Raw genomic sequence first — 21,798 nt, 5'->3', positions numbered from 1 at the left:
TCACCCGAACGTCAGCTTGCTCTTCTGCTGCCCGGCCTCGTCGAAATTCTCAGGAGACAACCATCTCTCGTAACCGGCCTTCAGGCGCGGCCAGTCGGCGTCGATGATAGCGAACCAGGCGGTGTCGCGATTCCTGCCCTTGGCGACCATGTGCTGGCGGAAGATGCCTTCGAAGGTGAAACCGAAACGCTCGGCTGCGCGCTTCGACGGTTCGTTGAGATTGTGGCATTTCCACTCGAAGCGGCGGTAGCCGAGCGTGTCGAAGATGTAAGTCGCGAAGAGGTAGAGCGTTTCGGTAGTGACGCGGCTGCGGGCGATGGCGGGCCCCCAAAGAATGCTGCCGATCTCGATGACGCCATGCACGGGATCGATACGCATCAGCGCCTGCCGGCCTTCGGCCTTGCCGGTCCGCTTGTCGATCGTGGCGAAGAACAGGGGATCGGTGCTGGCGGCGGCCTTTTCAAGCCAGGGCGTGAAGGCGGCGACATCGGCCGGCGCTTCCTCGAACAGATAGCGGAAGCGATCCTCCGCGCCCGACGCTTGCGCCGAAGCGAGGAGGTCCGCGCCATGCCGCGCCGCACCGAGTGGCTCCAGTCGGGCATAGCGGCCTTCCAGAGTGATTCGTTCCGGGCGCGGCACGCCGTTCCAATTCGCGAGGTCCATATCAAAATCCTTTGGTATCAAATGCGAAGGCAATCTATCGAATCCGGCCCGATTGTATCAGCGCCGCCAGCGGTTCGGGTAGCTCTATCCCGTCGGGCAATCCAGGCGCGGGTTCCGCCGAAACCAGATGGCTCCGCACCGGAAGGACGCCCGCCCAGACGGGAAAATGCGCCTCATCTGCATCGCCCGGCGGGCCGTTGCGGACCTTGGCTGTCGCCTCCTCGATTTCCATCCGCAATACGGATGTGGCTTTCACCTCCTGCCCGGTCATCGGCCGCAGGCTATCCCAGCGGCCCGGGAACAGGTTCTCGACGAAGCGGCGCAGCGCCTCGGCCTTCTCCTCGGCATCTTCCAGCAGGCGGGCCGTGCCGAAAACCATGGCGGATCGGTAATTGACCGAATGATTGAAGGCGGAGCGGGCGAGCACATAGCCGTCCAAGATGCTGCAGGTGAGGCAGACGTGCATGTCCTCTGCCGCACGCAGAAAGCGGCTTGCGGCCGAGCCGTGCCAATAGACGTGGTCGCCTTCGCGCCAATGCAGCGTCGGCGTCACATAGGGCGCGCCATTGATGACATAGCCGACGTGACAGAGAGGTGCGGCATCCAAAACCGCATAAACGTCGGCACGAGCATGGCTGCCGCGATGATGTTCGCGCCGCACGCGCGAGCGTTCGGTGGTCGGATAGTCGTCGGCTTGCGGCGGGTAGAGATCAGCCATCGTTTTCCTCGCTGGTATTCTTTTTGATTCTTGCCGCCAAACAGGTAGGCTATAAACAACCAGTTTATCTATTTTCAGCAGACCAGTTGAGGGATGCCATGGCATTTGTTGCGCAATGGCCGGCACTCGATCGGGCCGCAGGCGACCTGGAGGGGCAGGTGTATCGAGTGATGCGCGATCGTATTCTCCAAGGGCAGATGCCGCCAGGGCAGCGGCTGCCGTCGACACGGTGGCTGGCGGTCTCGATCGGCGTCGCGCGTTCCACCGTTGTGAATGCCTATGAGCGGCTGAAAGCCGAGGGCTATCTGCAATCAACGACGGGCGCTGCGACGCGCGTTGCCGCCTTTGCCACGCCTCCTTTGCAGGGGCAAGCCGCACCGACGACGCTCAGCCCGGTGCCAGCGATCGAGATGGGCGCGGGCGGCCTCTTCGAGCCCGGCGTGCCGGATGTTGCAGCTTTTCCGCATGCCGCCTGGGCGCGCTGCCTTGGCGCTCGCGGCCGTTCGCTGCGGGTGCATGACCTCGGCTATGGTGCCCACAGCGGCATTCGCGAGTTGCGCGAGGCAATCCTCGAGCACATCTCCGCGACGCGCGGCGTGATCGCCCGTCCCGAACAAATCCTCATCGTTCCTTCGACCGGAGCCGCCATCGATCTTTTGGCGCGCGTCCTGCTGCGGCCCGATCGCCCGAAAGGGACCGTCGCCTGGATTGAGGAGCCAGGCTATGGAACGGCGCAGGCGTTGCTGCGGATGGCGGGTGCGGACCTGGTGCCGGTGCCGTGCGACCAGGCAGGCATCAATGTTGCCAAGGCTGCCGGTCCGACACCGCGCCTGATATACGTCACGCCCTCCCACCAATATCCGACCGGCGTGACGATGAGCCTGCCACGCCGCCTGGCCTTGCTCGAATTCGCGCGCGCCAACGGTTCGGTGGTGCTGGAAGACGATTACGACAGCGAATTCCAATATGCTTCACGCCCCATCGCAGCGCTGCAGGGCATCGATCGAGGCGAAGTGGTCGCCTATCTCGGTACATTCTCGAAAACGCTGGCGCCCGGCCTGCGCATCGCCTATGCGGTCGTGCCATCCCGGCTTGTGTCCGAGACCGCTGCCGCGCAGCGGCTGAGAGGGGCCGTCGTACCGATCCATATCCAGGCGGCCCTTGCCGATTTCATTCGCGAGGGCCGGTTTCGCGCGCATCTGAGACATATGAATGCGGTCTATGCCGAGCGGATGGCGGCCGCCGTGTCCGCGTTGCGCCGCCATTGCGGAGATCAGCTTACGATCGGCGAGGGCACCGGCGGGCTGCAACTGGCTGCGTGGTTCCGGGACGCAGGGGCCGATGATCGCGCGGTCGTGCGGAGGATCAATGCCCAGGGTTTCGCGCTTCGGCCCATGTCTGCCCTGCATCTTGGGCCGCCGCGACCGGGGCTGCTGTTCGGAATCGCACGCATGGCGCCCGAGGCGGCGGACGCGGCAGCGGCAAAGATTGCCAAACTCATTCGGCTTCCAGAAGTCACGGCCTGACGAACAATCGTCTGTACTCTCGCGGTGTCATGCCCTTCAGGGTTTTGAACTGCCTGTTGAAATTGGCGATGGAATTATAGCCGACGGCATCGCTGATCTGATGGACCGCCTGATTGGTAGACGAGAGGCGAGCGCAGGCGTCGCCGATACGCATGCGCATCAGATAATCGGAAATGGCGGTGCCGGTGTGGCGGCGGAACATCCGATGCAGACCGGAAACGCTGAGCGCGGCGATATCGGCCAATTCATCCAGGCTGATAGGGCGCGCATAGTTGAGATGCATATGTGTCAGCACACGGTCGATGCGTTCCCGGCTCTCCCGAAGGTCCTGCGATTGGCCCGGCGCGCTTGCAAGCGGCGTCGCCTTCCTGTCATCGGCGATCCTGACAAGGATGCTCAACAGCGATAGCAGACGTTCGACAGGCCGCCTTTCGAAGACTGCCTCGAAGTCCGGCCGCACCGCCGCAGCGATCTCTTTCGAAAATTGCAGGCCGTTATCGGCCCGCATCACCATCGCCTCGATCGGCCGAAATTCGACTGCACCGCCCGACATCTGCAACAGCCAGTCGCGATGGAACCAAAAGACAAGGGCAACATGCGGCTTATGCTCGTCGATCTTTGCGCGTGAGGCCCATGTATGCGGCAGGTTGGGGCCGACGAGGACGAGATCGCCGTCGCCATAGTCGCCGCTATGGTCACCGATGAAACGCTGCCCGACCGAGTTCAGTGTGAGGGTGAGTTCGAATTCGGGATGATGATGCCATTGGAAGGGGATGACATCGTCGAGCCGCCGGTTCAGCATGCTCCACGACGTTTCCTGCGACCGTGGCAATATCTCAAGATAGGGTCTCATCGGGCGTCTAAATGATAACGGAAGCTAGAATAGTATCAGAAAAGGCCAGACCCAGGCAACATGACCGACCTGCATCCCGCTATTGCTGGAGCATCGCCTGATGTGACGGGGATCAACGAGATGGGAGACGTATATGCAACAAGGTTTGAAACGGGACGCACATCCGACCGCGTCTTCGGCCATGACGCAGTTGAAGGACATCAAGAAGACGTTGCCGCTGCGGGTCCTCTCGCAGCAAGACTGGCAGCATTGGATCACCAAAGGCTATGTGATCGTGCGGCAGGCCGTCCCTCCCGCCAATGTCGAGCGGCTTGTGGAGGTGCTTTGGGCCTTCGACGAGAAAGACCCGAATGATCCGTCGACCTGGTATGCGCCGCAGCGCCGCGAGCACAAAATGAAAGAGCTCAACAACACCGGCATGCTAGAGATCTACAACCATCAGTATCTTTGGGACAATCGTATGGAGCCGCGCATCTACGGCGCCTTCGTCGATATTTGGGACCGCGAGGATATGTGGGTGACGATCGATCGCGCCAATCTCAATCCGCCGAAGAAGATCAAGGGCAATCCGAACGGCTTCATTCACTGGGATGTCGATACATCCCTGCGTCCCCTGCCGATAGGCGTTCAGGGCGTCTTGAGCCTGAAGAAGCAGGACGGCGACGTCGGTGGTTTTCAGTGCGTGCCGGCGTTGTTCGAGCACTTTGAGGAATGGGAGAAGACGCAGCCCGCGGATCGAGACCCGATGCACCCCGACATGGCCAGCCTTTCGGTCGTCAACATCGACATGGAGCCCGGCGATCTGATGATCTTCAATTCATTGCTTGCCCATGGCGTCCGGCCCAATCATGCGGAAAACCGAGTCCGCATGGCGCAGTATATTTCGATGCATCCTGCCGAGTTCGACAATGTCGCCGAGCGCGAGGAACGCATCCGCTTGTGGCGCGAGCGCGATCATCCGAAACGCGAGGCGTTTCCCGGCGATCCCCGCGAGTGGGAAAAACGCAATGCGGCGACGGCCGTTCTGACGCCGCTGGGCGAAAAACTGCTGGGGCTGACGGCCTGGTAATCCTGGTAAAGGTGGTTGCGGAACTTTGATCGAGCGGCGCTATTGCCGTTCGATTTCTGTCTGCCGACAACCGATGCCTGGACGATCCGTCAAACCTGGTTCCAGCGGCGGATGACCGGTTCGGTCAGGTCGTGTTCGTAGGCGAGAACGCTGATGCTGGTGGTGTCGAGCACGAAGTGTGCGCCGCCTTCGGGCGGCAGGCCGAGCCAGCGGGCGGCGAAGACCCTCAGGAAATGCGCGCTGGAGAAGATCAGAGCGCTGCCGTTCACCTCCCGAAGCTCGCTGATGATCCGGTCGGCTCTCCCGCCGACGTCGGCCGCCGTTTCGCCATCGGGACATCCATCGCGAAACAGTTGCCAGCCGGGACGCTGAGCCAGGATTTCTTTGGTGGTGACGCCCTCGTAGGCGCCGTAATCCCACTCCGCCAGATCCTCCTTGATGACACGCGCATCGCCGAAGCCCGCCAGCGCGCTGGTGCTCTTGGCGCGCTGCGACGGGCTCGACCAGACCGCGGCGAAATCGATGGCGGGGAGGCGGCCGGCGACTTTGCGGGCGGCTTCTTCACCGGCCGCCGTCAGAGGGATGTCGGTTCGCCCAGTATGTCTGCCGGACAGGCTCCATTCCGTCTGTCCATGCCGAACCAGGTAGATTTCCGGATGCGAACTGCTCATTTGGACGCCTCTCAATCGCGCTGAAACTCCCGGCGATTCTTCGCATCTGCGAGACGGTCTGTCGAGGGACGATCGGCAGCCTATCGATAACCGGTCGCGTCCGCCGGCTTGCCGGCATCCTCAATCTCGGGAACGTAGCGCCAGGCATCCGGGCGGGACCCGTCGAGGTCGGTGAAGCCATAGATCTGTGCGAGGCCGCCACTGGAAAGCGATCGGCCGTTCCAGCGGGCGCGATCCGGATCCGCGGCAAGCGCTGCGACGGCACGGCCGACGAAGCGCGGGGTTTCCGAGATGATGAAATGCGGAACCTTTGCGGTGGCATCGCGCCAATTGTCTTCACTGACGCCATAGCCCTCCAACATCATTTCCGACCGCAGCCAGCCAGGTGTCAGCGATACGGACGTTGCACCATAGGACATGAGATCCTTGGAATGCGCCCAGGCCATGCGCGTCGCGGCCACCTTGACGAGGTCGTAGAAGGGCGAAAGCCGGTAGTGGTCGGCATTATATTCGGCGGTGCCGTCGGTCACTTCGACCAATAGGCCACCGGGGCGTTCGATCAGAAGCGGCAGGGCGAAATGTGCGGTGATCAGATGCGTGTCGATACCAAGCCGCAGCAGACGAAGGCCGGCATCCAGATTGTGCTCCCATACCGATTTGTTCCATTCGAACAGTTTTTCGCCACCCCAGATGTCATTGACGACGATATCGAGCCGTCCCTGTTCGACACGAATGCGCTCGACCAGTCGCCGCACTTCGTCGGCAACGAGATGGTCGGTCTGCACCGCGATGCCGTACCCGCCGGCCGCCGTTACCAATTCCGCCGTTTCCTCAATGGTTTCGGGGCGAGCGTAATCGGATTGATGATTGCGCGTCGTGCGCCCGGTGACATAGACGGTCGCGCCAGCGGCTCCCAATTCGACGGCAATGCCGCGGCCGGCACCGCGCGTGGCGCCGGCGACAAGGGCGATTTTTCCCTGAAGAGTCATTTGATCCTCCAATATTCGCAATGTTCACCCGGCGACAGGCTGTCCTCGACAGCGCCGCGGCAACGATCATGCCGGAAGGATACGCCTCTCAAGCCTTGAGCGGTATCGGGTTGGGCTTAGCGAAATGACAGGCGGCCCATTGCGCGGGAGCGACTTCACGAAGCGGCGGCCGCTCTGCGCTGCATATGTCCCTGGCGAGCGGGCAGCGGGTACGGAAGGCGCAGCCCGATGGCATGTTGGTGGGGCTCGGCACGTCGCCTTCGAGAATGATGCGGCGGCTTTTCAGATCCGGGTCCGGCTCGGGAGCGGCTGACAACAGCGCCTGTGTATAGGGATGCTGCGGCAGGTCGTAGATGAGCTTCTTGGGACCGATCTCGACGATACGGCCGAGATACATCACCGCCACCCGGTCGGCGATATGGCGCACCACGGCGAGATCATGGGCAATGAACAGGAAGGAAAAGCCCTTCTGCTGCTGCAGGTCCTGCATCAGGTTGATGATCTGCGCCTGCACGGAAACGTCGAGCGCGGAGACCGGTTCATCGGCAACGATGAAATCTGGTTCGACCGAAATGGCGCGGGCAATGCCGATGCGCTGGCGCTGGCCGCCGGAAAACTGCCGGGGGTAGCGATCCATGAAGGCTGGAGCGAGGCCAACCTGTGTCAGGAGATCCGCCACCTTGTCGCGCCGTTCTTTTGCCGAGTGGAGCATTCCGAAAGCATCCAGCGGCTCGGCGATGATCTGCGCGATCGAACGGCGAGGGCTCAACGATCCATAGGGGTCCTGAAACACCATTTGCAGCTTGCGGCGCATATTGCGCATCTGTTCGCTGGAAAGCGCCGTAATGTCGGTGCCGTCGTACCAGACCTTGCCGCCGCTCGGCTGGATCAGCCTGAGCAGCAACCGTCCGAGCGTGGATTTGCCGCAGCCGGATTCGCCGACCAGCGCGAGCGTCTCGCCGCGCTTGATTTCGAGATCGATGCTGTCGACGGCCCGGACTTCCTGTTTCGGCGTGCCAAAGGACAAACCACCGCCATCCGAGAAGGTTTTGCTGATGCCTTCGGCGCGCAGGATGGTATTCATTTTGCCACCTCCTTAGGTGACGTCGCCGACATGTTGCTCGATGTCACCCAGCAGGCGGCGCGGTGGGCAGTGCCGAAGGAAAACATCGGCGGCATTTCGGCGGCGCAGCGGTCGACCCGCAGCGTACAGCGGCCATAGAAGGGACAGCCTTGCTTTACCGAGCCCGCCGCCGGAACCGAGCCCGGTATCTGGAACAGGCGCGTCTGGTCGCCGCCGAGGCGTGGAATCGATTTCAACAAAGCGCGGGTATAGGGATGGGCCGGCGCACGGAAAACCGAGCGGACGTCGGCATCTTCGACCACACGGCCGGCATACATGACGATCACTCGGTCGCAGACATCGGCGATGACGCCGAGATCGTGGGAAATGAGGAGGACTGCCGTATTCAGCGTCTTCCTGATCTTGTGCATCAGTTCCAGCACCTGCGCCTGAATGGTGACATCAAGCGCTGTCGTCGGCTCATCCGCAATCAGGAGTTTCGGATTGCAGGCGACCGCCATGGCGATCATCACGCGCTGACGCATGCCGCCCGAGAACTGGTGCGGATAGGCATCGAGCCTGCCTTCCGGATTGGGAATGCCGACAAGGCCGAGCAACTCGATGATGCGGGCGCGGCGCTGCTTGCGGGTGCCGCGAGCATGCAGCTTCAGCGCCTCGCCGATCTGGTCGCCGATGGTCATGACCGGATTGAGCGAGCTCATCGGCTCCTGGAAGATCATCGCGATGTCACGGCCGCGAATCTCGGGCATTTTGGAAAGTGGCAGGTCCAGCAGGTTGGTGCCGTCGAACGCAATGCGGCCCTCGGCGATTTTCAGCGGCGGCTCCGGGATCAGCCGCATAATCGCCAGCGACGTTATCGATTTGCCCGAGCCGGATTCGCCGACAATGCCGACTGCGCCGCCGGCTTCGATCTCGAAGCTGACGCCATCGATGAGACGCACCTTGCCTGTCTTGCCGCTTATTTCCACCGCCAGATTGTTGACCTTGAGCAGTGGTGGTGTCATGAGGCGGTCTCCGGGTCCAGCACGTCACGCACGGCGTCGCCGAGCAGATTGAAGGCGAGCACGACGCAGGTGATGGCGCAGCCGGCGCTGATGATCGGCCAGGATGAACCGAACATGTTGTTGAGGCCGTCACGGATAATGTTGCCCCAGCTCGGGTTCGGCGGCTGGGTGCCGATGCCGAGGAAGCTCAGCGCCGCTTCCAGTCGGATGGCCGAAGCCACCCACAATGTCATCAGCACGACGATCGGCGCGGCGATGTTGGGGACAACATGGCGGAAGATGATGACGGGCGTCCGCACGCCGGCGGCAATCGCGGCTTCGACATAGGGCTCCTGCTTGACGGAAAGCGTCGAGGCGCGGGCGACGCGCGCGAAGCCCGGAATGAACGCGACGGTAATGACGGACACGATGTTCCAGAATCCACCGCCCAGAACCGCGGCGATGATGATCGCCAGCAACAGCTCCGGAAAGGCAAGGAGAATATCGATCAGCCGCGATACCAGCCGGTCAAGCGTGCCACCGAAGAAGCCTGCCGTGACTCCGAGCGTAGTCCCAAAGGCGGCGGCAAGGAGCGGCGAGACGAGGCCGAAGATCAGCGAGTTTCGCGAGCCGTAGATCATGCGCGACAGCACGTCGCGGCCGAACTGATCGGTACCGAGCCAATGCTGGGCCGATGCACCCTTATTGATCGCCAGGAAGCTTTGCTGCAGCGGATCATAGGGGGCAATCAACGGCGCCAGGACGGCGACCGCGACGAAGATGATGATCAGCAGCAGCGCGAAGATGGTGGACACTCGGCCGAAGAGCAGATGCTGCAGATGGGAGGAGAATGTCGGAGCGGGAGCGATTTCCGGGAGATCGCGATCGATGGTCAGCGTCATCTCACTTCACCCTAATTCTCGGATCGACCACGATATAGAGCAGGTCCATCACCAGATTGACGAGAACGACGACCATGGCGAAGACGATGACGCCGCCCTGAATGACGGCATAGTCGCGTTCGGCGATGGCGTTGATCAGCAGCTTGCCGATGCCTGGCCGGTTGAAGACCATTTCGATGGCGACCGAGCCGGAAAGCGTCGTGAGCAGGCTGAGACCCATGCCTGTCGTCAGTGGCAGCAGCGCGTTGCGCAGGCCGTGACGATAGATGACACGGGTTTCGCCCGCGCCCTTGGCACGGGCCGTGCGCACATAATCCTTACCGAGCACCTCCAGCAGCGACGTGCGCGTCAATCGGCCGATAAACGCGGCCTTGACGAGGGCGAGCGTCAGTGCCGGCAGGAAGACGTGATAGAGGCTGTCCAGAAAATTGTTGCCGCCGCCATTGATCGGAAACCAGCCGAGATTAAGGGCGAAGACGATCAGCAGCAATGCTCCGAGATAGAAGTCGGGGATGGCGTAGCCGATCAAGGAGAAGGCGCGCATGCCGCTGTCCGGCACGCCGTTGCGATGGGTTGCGGCAACGACGCCGAAGGGGATGCCGATGGCAGTGCCGATCAGCATGGCGACGGCGGTCAACTCGATCGTGTAGGGCAGGTTATAGGCGATCAGTCCGAGCACGGACTGGTTGGTCATCATCGACTTGCCGAAATCGAGCGTGCAGGCGCTGAGGACGAAATGGATATATTGCAGCCAGAGCGGCGCATCGAGGCCCATCTTGGCGCGGAATTGAGCGAGCTGGTCGGCGGTTGCCATGTCGCCTAGCGCGGCAATTGCCGGATCACCCGGCAGGATGCGCATGGCGATGAATACCAGCGTCAGGACCAGCAGAACGGTCGGGATCGCGTCCAGCAACCGCAGCAATAAGTATCGGGCCATATTTCCATCTCCTCCACCCATCGATGGAAACGGCTCCCTCCGTCTCCGATCAATGGTCTCAAAACGGCTAAGGCATCGGGGCAGTCGACAGTCGCCCCGATGTTTCGAGTAAGCTCCTAAACCTGCAATGCTGTGCAATAGGGCTCGTTCGCGAGGTTGTCCTCCAGCCCCGGCGACAGTACGGCGCGGCCGTCTCTCTTGGCGCTGATGAAGTACTGCAGATGAAATTTGGAGTTCGTGTAGTCGCTGGGAACGACGGCTGCATAACCCTGCCCATCGCGTGTCATCGTCATCGCCTTCCAGCGCTCCGCCTGATTGATATGACGATAATGCAGCACCGGTGCCTCGTCCACCGCATCGGTGACGCGGACCGTAAATGCGCTACCAGGCTTGAAGGATAGCGGCGCTTCGATATTGAACTTTTGTGTCAATACCGGCCTACGGCCGACCAGGGCGTCGATTGCTGCCTGTACCTCGACCGTCGGCTGCACGGATTCCGTCTTGCCGCCGCGCAGTGATTCCAGATCGAGGATCTCCGCCTGGATCTCCGGCAGGCGCGAGTGCCAGGAACCACGCAGCCAGGATTGCGGTCCGTAGGTCAGGTCGTCATGATAGAGATCGCGCGAAACGTCGGCGGCCGTCTGCCAGGCCATGACCGAGCGGCGGGCATGGTCGATGACCGGCTCGATCAGCTTCGACACCTTGGTGGCGATGAACAGCTCGGCCCAGCAGGCGGCGCGGAATTTCTCGGCAAAGAAGCGGGCTATGCCGCCGCAGATCTGGACATCAACGATCATTCGCTGCACGGCCGCTTTGCCGAAGCTCGCAGTCTTCTTGGCGTCGAGTACGGCCTGATCGCAGCCATCGGCCATCTTCTCAAGCCAGTCGGCAACATCAAGCGGCGTGTAGCGATGGGACTCCCTGCCGGTGAGCAGCAGTTCGGCATATTCGCGCGGATTGGCGAAGAGGCTGGAGTCGAAGGTCGGAGCATTGCCGAAACGCACAGGCCCTTCCATGTCGAAACCATAGGCGCGCTGTCCGGTCCCTTCGATCAGCGGCATGTTGGTGTAGACCTCCGGCCAATAATGGTTGTTGGAGGCGGAGGGACCGTGGGTCAGGCTGATGAGCGGCAACACGCGGCTTGCCCAGGAGAGACCCTGTTCGCAGATGTCAGCCGCATCGCCGCATTCATGCTGGAGATAGCGCATCCAGCTTTCGCGCGGCGCTTCCGGATAATAGAGCAGACGGCCCCAGACGCGGTATTGATAGTCGTATTTGTGCCAGTCGTAGCGGGTCGGCATGCCCTGCTTCTGGTAGTTGAAGCGTGTGCCAGGGATGCCGGTACCCATGCGCCCCTTGAAGCTCTGCGGTTCGCACCATTCCACCCCGTCGGAGCCGGCAAACATCGAGCTGCGGCCGTAGCCGGCGGCAAAGGCCGGATCACCCCAGAGCAACACGCGCTGGGTGCCGGCCCAGATGCGGTAGATGACCTTGTAGTCCTTGTCCTTGGTCAGGAGATCGCCATAGCTATAGCGCAGGAATTTGCGCGAGCCTTCGCTCAGTTGCTCGCGCTCGCTGCGCGCCACCTCCGGCGGATATTCCTTGTTACGGATGGCGGACTGGTGGTAGGGCGGACCCATGTGCTCGGCGAGGTATTTCGGAGAAGCGGCGAAGGGCATGCCGGATTGGCGGGCGATCTGCAGCATCTCGTGATCGAGGCCCTTGCCGTGCATGTCGATCTCGACAGGACGGCCGGCGGCGGCGACACCCGCGAAAGCCTCGCGCCAGAAACCGTAATCGCCTTCGGCTATGCCGCCTTCGACGTGGACACGAAAGGTCAGGCCGGTAATCTCGGGCACTTCCTTCAGGAGCAGCGTCAGAGCATCCCGGCAATAGGGCGCGAGATTATCATTGGTGACGCCGCGGACGGTGTAATTGGCGTGCGGTACGTCGTCGAAATCATAGCGCTGCGTCCAGAGTGCGAGCTGGAATTCCAGCCCGCGTTTCGCCGCCTCACGGGCGATGAATTTCAGCATCTCCAGATTGGTGTCGCGCTCCTCCTCCGAAAGCTCGACGACATCCACCTTGTAGCCCGGAACCTGCAGCAGGAACGGGTAGGGGAAATAGAAATAGACGTCCGATATCCAGGGATTGTGGTAGGGATAGTTGTAGCCCATGCCGAGCGTCAGGGCGAAGCGGTTGAAGCGGTTCGAGGCAAGCATGGTCAGATAATCGCGCCATTGCTGCTTGTCGTAGAACCAGACCTTGTCCTCTTCCTCGCTGCAGAACAGTCTCGCCATGCTGCGTACCCGCGCCGAGGGCTGCTCGACGAGCGGGAAGGTGCCGGCGAACAGATCCTCTCCGCCGGCATAACGAACGCGATCCGCCAGTTCCGTCAGAGCATAGACAAGGCCGCGCTCATCCGATCCCCAGGCAAGGATCCGGTCCGCTTCGCGGTGGAGCGCGAAGGATTCCTCTTTGTCGGGACGAGGCGCGGAAATCTTTGGCGGGAAACCCTGGGCGCCGCTCGCTATTTCGATATTGAATCCTGGCCCTGCTGTTTCTGCGATTGTTGTCTCGACATCGCGTTTGTCCAGCGCCCGCTTCAATTCAGCCGCCGCCCAGCGAACGGCATCGGACCTGGATGCATCGTCACGGCCGGAGAGGACGATCGTGATGGTCGAAAAAATGCCCATATGAAGAATTCCTCGCAAGATAAGACTAGGCTCCGCACCGCGGACAAGAGGCCTGTGGCCCGGTCGTGTCGGGTCGTACAGGCGCGAAAACTCATTCGCTCGAAAGCGAGGCTCCCGGGCGTCGTGCATTTTGGGCGCGACGGAGGACGGGTCAGCGTCCCCCGGCGGTTTACCGTCAGGTAATCTTCGTCCTCGTCAGGCGCCAATGGGCGTAGCCCGACTTGAGTTCGTAGCCGAGATCGACATTCGGGGCGCGAACCAGCATGTAGCCATTGTCGCAAATCGGCAGCAACGGCATGTCTTTCAAGAACTTGGTCTCGATCTCGTGCACGAGTTCGATGCGCTTGTTGATGTCGGGCTCGTCCTGTGCCTTCGCCAGCATATCGTCGATCCCCGGGGTAACGACACCATAGTGGCTGAAATTCGGGCCGCCGGAGCCGTCCGCCTTGACCTCGGCGTCCTTGCTCAACTGCTCGATAATGGCGAGCGTCGGCACCGGCGGATAGGCGGCGGAACGCTGGTAGAGCGTGTTGGTGTCCTTGCCCTGATCGGCATGGAACGCCGTATGATCCTTGATATTGAGCTCCATCTCGATGCCGCCGACGCGCAGTTGCTGCTGGATGATCAGCATGATCGACTGATAATCCTCGCGCTGCGAGGTGTCGGCCTTGAAGTGGAAGCCATTCGGAAGGCCGGCATCGGCAAGGAGCTTCTTCGCCTTGTCGGGACTGTAGTCGTAACGCACTTCGGCTGGGATGGTGTCGGCGGTGAAGCCGCCGAGATAGGATGGCGGGTTGATGCCGTAGGTTCTCAATCCGACAGGGGCAAGCGCTGCCGCGATCTCGTCGCGATTGATCAGGTAGGCCATGGCCTGGCGGACGCGCGGGTCGTCGAAGGGCTTTACTTTCAGATTGAAGGAAACCGTAAAGATGCTGCCCGGCGAGGCGACGTCATAATGGTATCCGGCGCCGCGCTGCTGGATGGACGCCACCCAGCCGGGTGCGCGCACGCCTTCGATCATGTGAACGTCACCGGAAAACAGCGCCAGCGTGCGCGCCGTGGTGTCAGCTATGTAGAGGATATGCATATCCTTCGTCAGCGGCGCCGGACCGAAATAGTCTGGATTGGCCGTCAGCTTCACGCCCTGCGAAGGGTCGCTTTCGACGCTCACCAACTGGTAGGGACCGGTGCCGATCGGGTCTTTCTCGAAATTCTTGCCTTTTTCCGTCACGGCCTTGCGGGGCACGATGCTGGATGAGAAATGACCGAGCGGACCAACGAGGAACAAGGGATCGGGCTGATTGAGAGTGAAGGTGACCTGATAGGGGCCATCGGCTTTCACATCGGCGATGTTGTTGAAGAGAACATGGTTGGCGGCGAGCTGCTTGGGATCGCGCAGACGCTGGAACGTGAAGAGCACGTCGTCCGAGGTCATCTCGCCGTAGCCCTTGTGCCACTTTACACCCTGGCGCAGTTTGAACGTCCAGGTCTTGGCATCCGGCGACATGGTCCAGCTTTCGGCCAGATTTGGTTGAACCTCATCCATGCTGTTGGGGAAATGACCAAGAGGCACGTCTATGAGCTGGTCGAAGATGTGGATGATCGCCCATTCGTCGGCGCCCTGGATGGAAAAGGCCGGGTCGATGGTGCGCAGCCCGCGGGCGGCAAAGGCCAATCTGAGTTCGGGGCTATTCTGTGCTGCTGCTGGTATTGCGAAATTGGCAGCCAAACCGGCGCCGGCGATAATGGCGGCGGAACGGCCCATAAAGGTACGTCTGGTCAATGTCACACTCGAATCCTCCTCTATCGAGGCGTCGCATCTCTTCCCTACAAATTTTATTGATTTTTTATTGGTTTAGGCGAGTTGACGAGCAACGCCCAATTACGGTAGCGCTACCAAATGGGGTCGTCAAGCGCATTTCGAATGGCTGTGGCGAATTTCATAAACCGGCTTTGAACACGGGCCGGCCTGTCTTACGATCAGATATCGAGCAGGTACCAGGGGACCTGCAGCTAGCATTCGGGGGAATGGATTTGAGGAGTCGCCGGACCGACGGTCGTCCAACAATCGCCGACGTGGCACGCCGCGCCGGTGTCGGAGCCATTACCGTATCACGGGCACTGCGCGATCCCACTCAGGTTTCCGAAGCCTTGAGGCGAATGATCGACGACGCCGTCCGCGAGCTGAACTACGTTCCAAACTTGAACGCCCGCGCTTTAGCTTCGATCCGAACCGATGTGGTTGGCGTTCTCGTCCCCTCGCTGACCCAGAACATCTTCTCCGACGTTCTCAGAGGCGTCTATGACGGCGTCGACGGCACCAATCTTCAGATACAAGTCGGCAATACCCATTACAACGAGGAAGAGGAGGAGCGCCTCATCGGGCAGATGCTGCGGCAGAAGCCGGCCGGCATGATCATCTCCGGTACGGATCAGAACCCCAGATCGCGCAGCATGCTGGAGAAGGCCGGATGCCCGGTCATCCAGATCATGGATCTGACTGATGATCCGATCGACACGGTGATCGGTTTTTCCCACTACGAGGCCGGTCGAGGCATTGCCCGTCATCTGATCGAGGCCGGTTATCGCCATATCGGTTTCCTGAGCGGCTGGATGAACGGCCGCTCGCTCGCACGTCTCGCCGGACTGACGGATACGCTGAAGGAAGCGGGCATGTACAATCCAAAGCTGATTACGCCGATCATCACAGGTCAGCCGGTGCATGAACATAGAGATGAGAAAAAAATGAGCTTCGCTACCCCGCTCGGTGCGCGCAGGCTGTTGAGCGGCCTTCTGGAAGCTGATCCGCGCATGGATGCCGTCTTCTGCAACAATGACAGCATGGCGCTCGGCGTGTTGTTCGAATGCATGCAGCGCGGCATTCGTGTGCCGGAGGACTTCGGCATTGCCGGTTTCAACGATTTCGACATCATGGAGGCGGCGCATCCGTCGCTGAGCAGCGTGCGTAGCCCGCGTTGGGAGTCCGGTCATGAGGCCGTGCTAGCATTGCGCCGCCGGTTGGATGGCGATGAGGGCGGCCCGACGATCGTCGATCTCGGCTTCCAGGTCATGAAGCGCGGCAGCACCGATCGCCATGGAGGTCTCGCCCGGAGTCCCACCCGGGGAACGTGGTAATATCGGGTATTTCGTCTGATTCTTCCGGTATTCGGTAGCATATGCTACCAGCGGTGGAGCGCGATTATGCGCCATGAGCGGCCAAGGTGTTGGAGGCAAACCTTGCGCCAAAACATGCCTTGCAGACTCGCTCTCCACGAGTCGGCGTCATGTCACGAAGCCGAACGAGTTCTGGATTTGGCGGATCTACCAGTCTGGCGCAATCTCCACCAACGGTTGCTCCGGGCTTGTGGCTAACGCGTCCAGTAACTCCAATTCGCCGCCGGTTACCGCGCGTTTGGGCTTTGGCGCGTCCCGCCAACGGTCCCAACTCGAAGTCTCGCGACCGTTCAGCACATAATGGTCGCGCAGCACGTTGATTTTCACGAACCACAGACCAGTAACGTTGCCATGGCCGAAGGAAGCTGGATCTGCTCTCGCTCGCCGGCATTCCAGCCATGCTTCCCCCGCCGACATAAAGGACTGACGTGGAACGTTGGCCGGAGCGAACGAGATTTGGCTCCTCTGCCGCAGCATCTCATCGATTTGGGGATCGCACAGGCACCATTCTCCAGCGCCAGAGTCCCAGTATTCGCATACCCAGTGATCTTCCCATCCATTGGAGAAATAAGCTGCAAAACCACAGCGTACACGGGCGGGAATACCTTTGCATCGCAGAAAGGAGCAGAGCATTAGAGCGTAGTCGCGGCAGGTTCCTACCGACCGCTTGTCGGCCGACCGCTGGACGTTGAGGGGCTGTGAATCTCGCCTTAAGACGTCGTCTAAACGCTCCGCGATCGGCAGTGTCGTTCGCGCCGTCGAATTCAGCTTCGTCTCGTCAAGGCCGTACTCCTTCACCCAGTCGGAATGAACCAAGACGCCTTGAATGATTTGGATTAGAGCGCCAACCTCGGTCGGAAGCGCGGTGATTGCGCTGGCGTGACGACCTGGATTGGTCATCGTACTATACGGAACCCAGCGATCGACGCCTTCCATGTGTTTCTCCATCATACTGATTGGAGCACACGCTGAGTTGATTTTTACGTCATCGGCAAGGTCGGTAGCGGCTCGATCCGGCACCTCGCTCAAATCTCTTTGATAATCCCGTCATCCGGTCCAATCAATATCGAGGCTCACCTCGGAAGTCCCAAATTCTCGCATGACATTCACGAGAGCGTTATAACCGCTTGAGGCCGGCACCGAACATTGGTGGCACTTGCTACATAAGACCCGATTTTTCCGCTGAAACAGCCCCCAAAGTCTCTGGTCCTGCCTTGGCGACTGAAAACATAGCCGTTGACGACCAATGACGGTAGCGCTACCATAGTCGCATGACAACTTGGTTGAGGGCCACATCCGCGTGGTCTGAGAAGCTGAGAGGAATGTCAGACCAAGCTGTCATTCGGGAGGAAATTTCAATCGATGGGATGTTGCAGGCGCTCGGCCACCGGAGGGCGAGCGCAAGCCTGTGATCGTGCCCGGATGCATTCGGTCGAAAAGGGAGTGGTAGCATTCATGGAGGAGAAGGATCTTCACGGTCGCGTTCAATCCGTCGAGCGGGCTATGATGTTGCTGGAAGTCCTGGGAGAGGACGACGAAGGCAACCGGCTGACCGATCTCGTCAGCCGCACCGGTCTTGCGCCATCGACGGTGCACCGCATTTTGACGACGCTCGAGCAGCGTCAGTTCATCCAGTTCAACCCGACGGACCGGCTCTGGCATATCGGCCGCCAGACCTTTGCCATCGGTTCGGCTTTCGCCCGCCAGCGCAGCTTCGTAGCGCCGGCCTTGCCGTTTCTACGCCGCCTGCGCGATCAGACGCATGAGACGGCAAATCTCGGCGTTGTCGAGGATGGCGAAGTGGTGTTGATCAACCAGGTCGAAAGCCGCGAAATCGCTCGTGCCATCAACCGCATCGGCGGTCGCGTGCCGATGCCGGCTTCGGGCATGGGCAAGGCTATTCTTGCATCCTATTCGCAGGAGGACGTAACGGCTGTCCTGTCGCGCTCTGGCCTGCGCCGCTTCACCGCGAACACGCTGACACGCCGTTCTGCGCTGGAGGCTCAACTCGAAACCGTTCGCGAAAACGGCTACGCCATTGACGACGAAGAGTTTACCACCGGTCTGCGCTGTGTCGCGGCGGCCGTGCACAATTATCAGGGCGAGAGCGTTTGCGCGATCTCAGTCTCGGGGCTGCCGTCGCGTATTCCGATGGAGCGGGTACCCGCGCTCGGGCGGTTGGTGGCCGAAACGGCGCAGGAACTGACGCTGGCGTTGGGTGGGGCAATGCCAGGGTAGGGCGCAGCCATTAGACCGGTTTCCTATTTTTCTGGCTTAGAGACACGGATTCATAACAGGAGGCCTAGGCGTTCTGAGAAGGCGATCCAAGGCTTCCTGTTTGTCTGTCTGCTTCATACCTGACATCTGCTGCACCAGAGGTAGCAGCGGATAGTGCGAGCATGCCTCTCTCAATTGTTTTCGCGAATATCTCGCCCACTCTGCGCGGGCTTTTCCGGCATGTACTTTTTCAACAGCCTCGACTTCGGCTCTTGAGATCGGAGTGAGATTGTTTTTGCTGATAAAATCGTTGATCTGGCTGATTTGGGAGTTCAGATTTTGCCGAACACCGGCGAATTTGGATGCATAGCAAGCATCGACAGCCACGCTCATTGAGATGTTCATTTCCCATGCGCAAAGAACTGCACCTTCGCCGCTGTTGTCGATACCGAAGGACTGGATCTCACCGTTGACGATTTCTTGGCGTATTTCGACGCCACCTTTGCGAATAGTGATGATTCTAGCATCGCCATCGCCCGTGCTTTCGACTTCGACGCCAGGCGTTCCTCTAAGACTATCGGCGTCGATCGGCGCTCCTAGCTGTTCGGCGTGCATCGCGTGGACCGAAAATATCAGGCTGGGCAGGGTAACCGCGAACACCGCTTTCATGTCATTCTCTTTTCGGGACTGGCAGGAACCGATGCCATTACCAAACCTTGCCAGACGCATCGTAAGGTTGCAATGAATATTTTGGTGGTGGAGTTTGCGATGGCGTGAATTAAACGCTGGCGGAGCGATGCCGGGTGGAGCAGGCACCAATAACTCCCTCTCTCGTGCAGCGGGGAGGGGGACACTTCTCCCGATAGCGCGAAGGAAAATTCTTTTCCAATCAATAATCTACCGATTGTCAGGCGCCGCCGCCGTTGCCGTGCCTTCGTGCCTGGCCCCTCACCCTGACCCTCTCCCCGCAATGCGGGGAGAGGGGACTGGTTCTGTGGTTATCGGCTCCAATCGACCACGACGACTTCATGATCGAGGACGTCGCCGATCTCGATAACGAGTTCATTGCCTTCGGACTTCGCCGGAGCTTTCCGACCGCTTACCCGAAGCGATACGTCAGCGGAAATGCTGGCGCCCGGCTGCTTACGCAACCGGACGGTGACCGGGCCGATGGGCAGCAGTTCGTTCTGGCGGCCGGGCACGCGCGAGGTCAGGATGCGGTTGTTGAGGTGGATGATCTGCCTGCTGTCCTGGCTGTAGAGCGTTGCCGTCAGGAAGCCATGCGTTCCTTCAAGGCTGAGAAGGGACTTGTCGCCGAGCATCCAGCGCACGGCATTGGCGATCAGTTTGGCGTGTTCGAACTGTTCGTCGCGCGCGTAGCAGCGGTCGAGGTCGGCGACGAACCAGACGAGTTTACCGCCTTTGGCCGTCTCGCGCACAGTGATGGCCGGCAGATCCGAATAGGGCTGGCGCATCCACGAAGTTTCCGGCGGATAGATCGGGAAATCCGGGATAAAGGTCGCCAGCACCTTCACGTCGTCCTCGACGCTGACAACAGGCAGATAACCGCCGAAGGGCAGGGTGTCGGTTCCGTCCAGCCCGCCAAGTACAGGATGGCGGCTGCCGTCAGCGGCCGGTGCGGTCTTGTCCCTCGGCCCATGCACCTTGGCGCGGAGTTCCGGGGAAAGACGCAGATAGGTGTGGCGTAAGCTGGTCTCGATATCGGGATTGGCCGCCTCCTGGGCGCCGCGGCTGCCGCCCTTGGCATGGACGCCGAACAGTTTCGCCAGGGCGAAATCGGCGCGCTTATTGCCGTATTCTCCGTAGAGGCTCGATTCCGATGAGGCAATGACCGACCTGCCTTGAGCGGCGAAGGCTTCGACGGCGGCAACTTGCGAGTCCGACATTGCGGCAAGGTTGGGCAGGATCAGGACGCCGAAACGGTCGGCCGCCTTTCCGATATCGTCGGCATGGACCGGCAGATAAGTGATGCCCGCTCTGTCCAAGGCTCGTGTTGTCCCGCGATAGGGATTCATGGTGCGGTCGTTGGCTTGATCCTGGCCGTGGAAATTGTGGTTGCCCTGCGACCAGACGACCGCGACATCGGCCTGCGGCTTGCGGTTGACGAGGATTTCCTGATTGACCTCATGCCACGTGAAGATCGGTTCGGCGGTGTTGTACTGGCGCCGATCCTCATGCAGCGAGCCGATATGGTGCCACCACGGCTGGATGCCGCCGGCGAAACCGGCGGACGACCAGAGACGCACCTCGGCCGGCGGCATGCTCGCGAGGCGGAAGGCCGGAGAGCCGAGTTGATATTGCGGCGTGCTTTCCGGAATGAGCTTGTCCCAGCCGCCGACTTCATGCAGCCGCTTGCCGACCTCAGTATTGTCCTCGAAGCCGTCTGTCGTGTTGCGGCGCTGGTGGTCGAGCATGACGATCGGGCTGCGGGCGAGGATCGAAGGCAGGTCGATGAACCGGTTGTTGTTGTTCAAGACATCGCCGCTGATCATGCCCATCCAGGCGCAATGTTCGCCGCCGGCCTTGGTGGTGACCTTGTTGTTGAACTCCCAGAGATCGGTGCGCCGCTTGAAGTTCCAGCGGATCCACAGCCGATAGCTCTCGTCCGCCCAGTCATGACGGCGCGGCAGTTCGACGTTTGACCATTCCCGGAATTGCTTGGTGCAGTGCTGGCAATAGCAGATGTTCTTGCGCGGGATGCCGGCCCAACTGTTGTCGGCAAAGCCGTCTGGTTGGCTGCGGCCGATGATTTCCTCCATGATTTTCGGGAGGTACTCGCTGTAATAGGGCGAGTTGATGCAGGTGACGTATTTGTCGGCCTGGCGATAGGGTTTGCCGTCGATGTCGATGCAGATCCAGTCCGGATGGGCGCGATAGAAATCCTCGGCCACGCGGTTTGAATCCATGCGGGCGATGACCTTCAGCCCTTCTTCACGGGCCGCCTTGACGATCTCACCATAGAGATCGCGTTCGCCGAGCGTTTCGGCACGGTGGTGCAGCGGAAATTCGGAGGGGTAATAGGCGACGATGCCGCCGGCATTGACGATTACACCCTGGATGCGCGTCCTGCGCCAATGTTCCCGCCACCATTGCTCGTCATAGCGCGCCGGGTCGATTTCGACGAGATTCGTCTGGGCCCAGCGCAGTGTCGTCTTGTACCAGGGTTCCAATGCCATGGATTCGCTCACTCATGTCTCGGTTGATCTGCGTCGCCAAACTAGGGGAAATCCTGAGGTAGTCGTCAGCCTTTACATGAGAATTCCACGATGCGGAAAAGCAACCGTAAACCATTCGA

At 60.7% G+C, this 21,798-nt stretch carries 18 protein-coding genes; 4 read left to right on the top strand and 14 right to left on the bottom strand.

Going from position 1 to position 21,798, the window contains the following annotated elements:
* Positions 1–663 (bottom strand): GNAT family N-acetyltransferase, encoded by a 663-nt coding sequence (locus CCGE525_RS15555; protein WP_120705067.1) that lies wholly within the window; start codon positions 661–663, stop codon positions 1–3.
* A gap of 34 nt (positions 664–697) precedes the next feature.
* On the bottom strand, positions 698–1,381 hold the full coding sequence (locus CCGE525_RS15550) for a pyridoxamine 5'-phosphate oxidase family protein (RefSeq protein ID WP_120705066.1): 684 nt from the start codon (positions 1,379–1,381) through the stop codon (positions 698–700).
* A gap of 98 nt (positions 1,382–1,479) precedes the next feature.
* Here CCGE525_RS15550 and pdxR point away from each other — a divergent pair, with 98 nt between their 5' ends.
* Positions 1,480–2,907, top strand: coding sequence for a MocR-like pyridoxine biosynthesis transcription factor PdxR (gene pdxR, locus CCGE525_RS15545; RefSeq protein ID WP_120705065.1), 1,428 nt, complete (start codon positions 1,480–1,482; stop codon positions 2,905–2,907).
* Here pdxR and CCGE525_RS15540 read toward each other — a convergent pair.
* Positions 2,897–3,760: a helix-turn-helix domain-containing protein gene (locus CCGE525_RS15540; protein WP_120705064.1), complete on the bottom strand. Its 864-nt coding sequence runs from the start codon at positions 3,758–3,760 to the stop codon at positions 2,897–2,899. The two genes, pdxR and CCGE525_RS15540, sit on opposite strands and share 11 nt — an antisense overlap.
* 133 nt (positions 3,761–3,893) lie before the next feature.
* Here CCGE525_RS15540 and CCGE525_RS15535 point away from each other — a divergent pair, with 133 nt between their 5' ends.
* Entirely contained in the window at positions 3,894–4,829 is a 936-nt protein-coding gene (locus tag CCGE525_RS15535; protein ID WP_120705063.1) for a phytanoyl-CoA dioxygenase family protein, read from the top strand.
* Between the two features lie 89 nt (positions 4,830–4,918).
* On the opposite strand, the gene CCGE525_RS15530 is transcribed toward CCGE525_RS15535, so the two are convergent.
* The 8 genes from CCGE525_RS15530 to CCGE525_RS15495 form a co-directional block, all read right to left on the bottom strand.
* Positions 4,919–5,500 (bottom strand): histidine phosphatase family protein, encoded by a 582-nt coding sequence (locus tag CCGE525_RS15530; RefSeq protein ID WP_120705062.1) that lies wholly within the window; start codon positions 5,498–5,500, stop codon positions 4,919–4,921.
* An 80-nt stretch (positions 5,501–5,580) separates the two neighbouring features.
* Positions 5,581–6,489 carry an SDR family oxidoreductase gene (locus CCGE525_RS15525; RefSeq protein WP_120705061.1) on the bottom strand — a complete coding sequence of 303 codons (909 nt, stop codon included), beginning with the start codon at positions 6,487–6,489 and terminating at the stop codon, positions 5,581–5,583.
* Positions 6,490–6,577: 88 nt separating this feature from the next.
* The gene (locus CCGE525_RS15520) at positions 6,578–7,573 is read right to left on the bottom strand and encodes an ABC transporter ATP-binding protein (protein WP_120705060.1); all 996 of its coding nucleotides are present in this window, start codon (positions 7,571–7,573) and stop codon (positions 6,578–6,580) included.
* Entirely contained in the window at positions 7,570–8,577 is a 1,008-nt protein-coding gene (locus tag CCGE525_RS15515) for an ABC transporter ATP-binding protein (RefSeq protein ID WP_120705059.1), read from the bottom strand. The genes CCGE525_RS15520 and CCGE525_RS15515 overlap by 4 nt, the downstream gene beginning before the upstream one ends.
* A complete protein-coding gene (locus CCGE525_RS15510; protein ID WP_120705058.1) occupies positions 8,574–9,458 on the bottom strand; it encodes an ABC transporter permease in 885 nt (294 codons plus the stop codon). The genes CCGE525_RS15515 and CCGE525_RS15510 overlap by 4 nt, the downstream gene beginning before the upstream one ends.
* A gap of 1 nt (position 9,459) precedes the next feature.
* Positions 9,460–10,395 (bottom strand): ABC transporter permease, encoded by a 936-nt coding sequence (locus CCGE525_RS15505; RefSeq protein ID WP_120705057.1) that lies wholly within the window; start codon positions 10,393–10,395, stop codon positions 9,460–9,462.
* A gap of 116 nt (positions 10,396–10,511) precedes the next feature.
* Positions 10,512–13,091 carry a hypothetical protein gene (locus CCGE525_RS15500; protein WP_120705056.1) on the bottom strand — a complete coding sequence of 860 codons (2,580 nt, stop codon included), beginning with the start codon at positions 13,089–13,091 and terminating at the stop codon, positions 10,512–10,514.
* Positions 13,092–13,266: 175 nt separating this feature from the next.
* A complete protein-coding gene (locus CCGE525_RS15495) occupies positions 13,267–14,880 on the bottom strand; it encodes an ABC transporter substrate-binding protein (protein WP_162950195.1) in 1,614 nt (537 codons plus the stop codon).
* A gap of 239 nt (positions 14,881–15,119) precedes the next feature.
* On the opposite strand from CCGE525_RS15495, the gene CCGE525_RS15490 reads away from it, so the two are divergent.
* Complete coding sequence (locus tag CCGE525_RS15490) at positions 15,120–16,226, top strand: LacI family DNA-binding transcriptional regulator (RefSeq protein WP_120705054.1); 1,107 nt, start codon at positions 15,120–15,122, stop codon at positions 16,224–16,226.
* Positions 16,227–16,412: 186 nt separating this feature from the next.
* On the opposite strand, the gene CCGE525_RS15485 is transcribed toward CCGE525_RS15490, so the two are convergent.
* Positions 16,413–17,201 carry a transglutaminase domain-containing protein gene (locus CCGE525_RS15485; RefSeq protein ID WP_120705053.1) on the bottom strand — a complete coding sequence of 263 codons (789 nt, stop codon included), beginning with the start codon at positions 17,199–17,201 and terminating at the stop codon, positions 16,413–16,415.
* A 519-nt stretch (positions 17,202–17,720) separates the two neighbouring features.
* Between CCGE525_RS15485 and CCGE525_RS15480 the strand changes: the two genes are divergently transcribed.
* Complete coding sequence (locus CCGE525_RS15480) at positions 17,721–18,503, top strand: IclR family transcriptional regulator (RefSeq protein ID WP_245472023.1); 783 nt, start codon at positions 17,721–17,723, stop codon at positions 18,501–18,503.
* A 36-nt stretch (positions 18,504–18,539) separates the two neighbouring features.
* On the opposite strand, the gene CCGE525_RS15475 is transcribed toward CCGE525_RS15480, so the two are convergent.
* On the bottom strand, positions 18,540–19,298 hold the full coding sequence (locus tag CCGE525_RS15475; RefSeq protein ID WP_162950194.1) for a hypothetical protein: 759 nt from the start codon (positions 19,296–19,298) through the stop codon (positions 18,540–18,542).
* A gap of 182 nt (positions 19,299–19,480) precedes the next feature.
* Positions 19,481–21,691, bottom strand: coding sequence for an alpha-amylase family protein (locus tag CCGE525_RS15470; protein ID WP_162950193.1), 2,211 nt, complete (start codon positions 21,689–21,691; stop codon positions 19,481–19,483).
* Between the last annotated feature and the right edge of the window lie 107 nt (positions 21,692–21,798).

It is taken from the genome of Rhizobium jaguaris (genome assembly GCF_003627755.1).
GTDB lineage: Bacteria > Pseudomonadota > Alphaproteobacteria > Rhizobiales > Rhizobiaceae > Rhizobium > Rhizobium jaguaris.
This window is presented reverse-complemented; position numbering and strand designations above follow the sequence as displayed.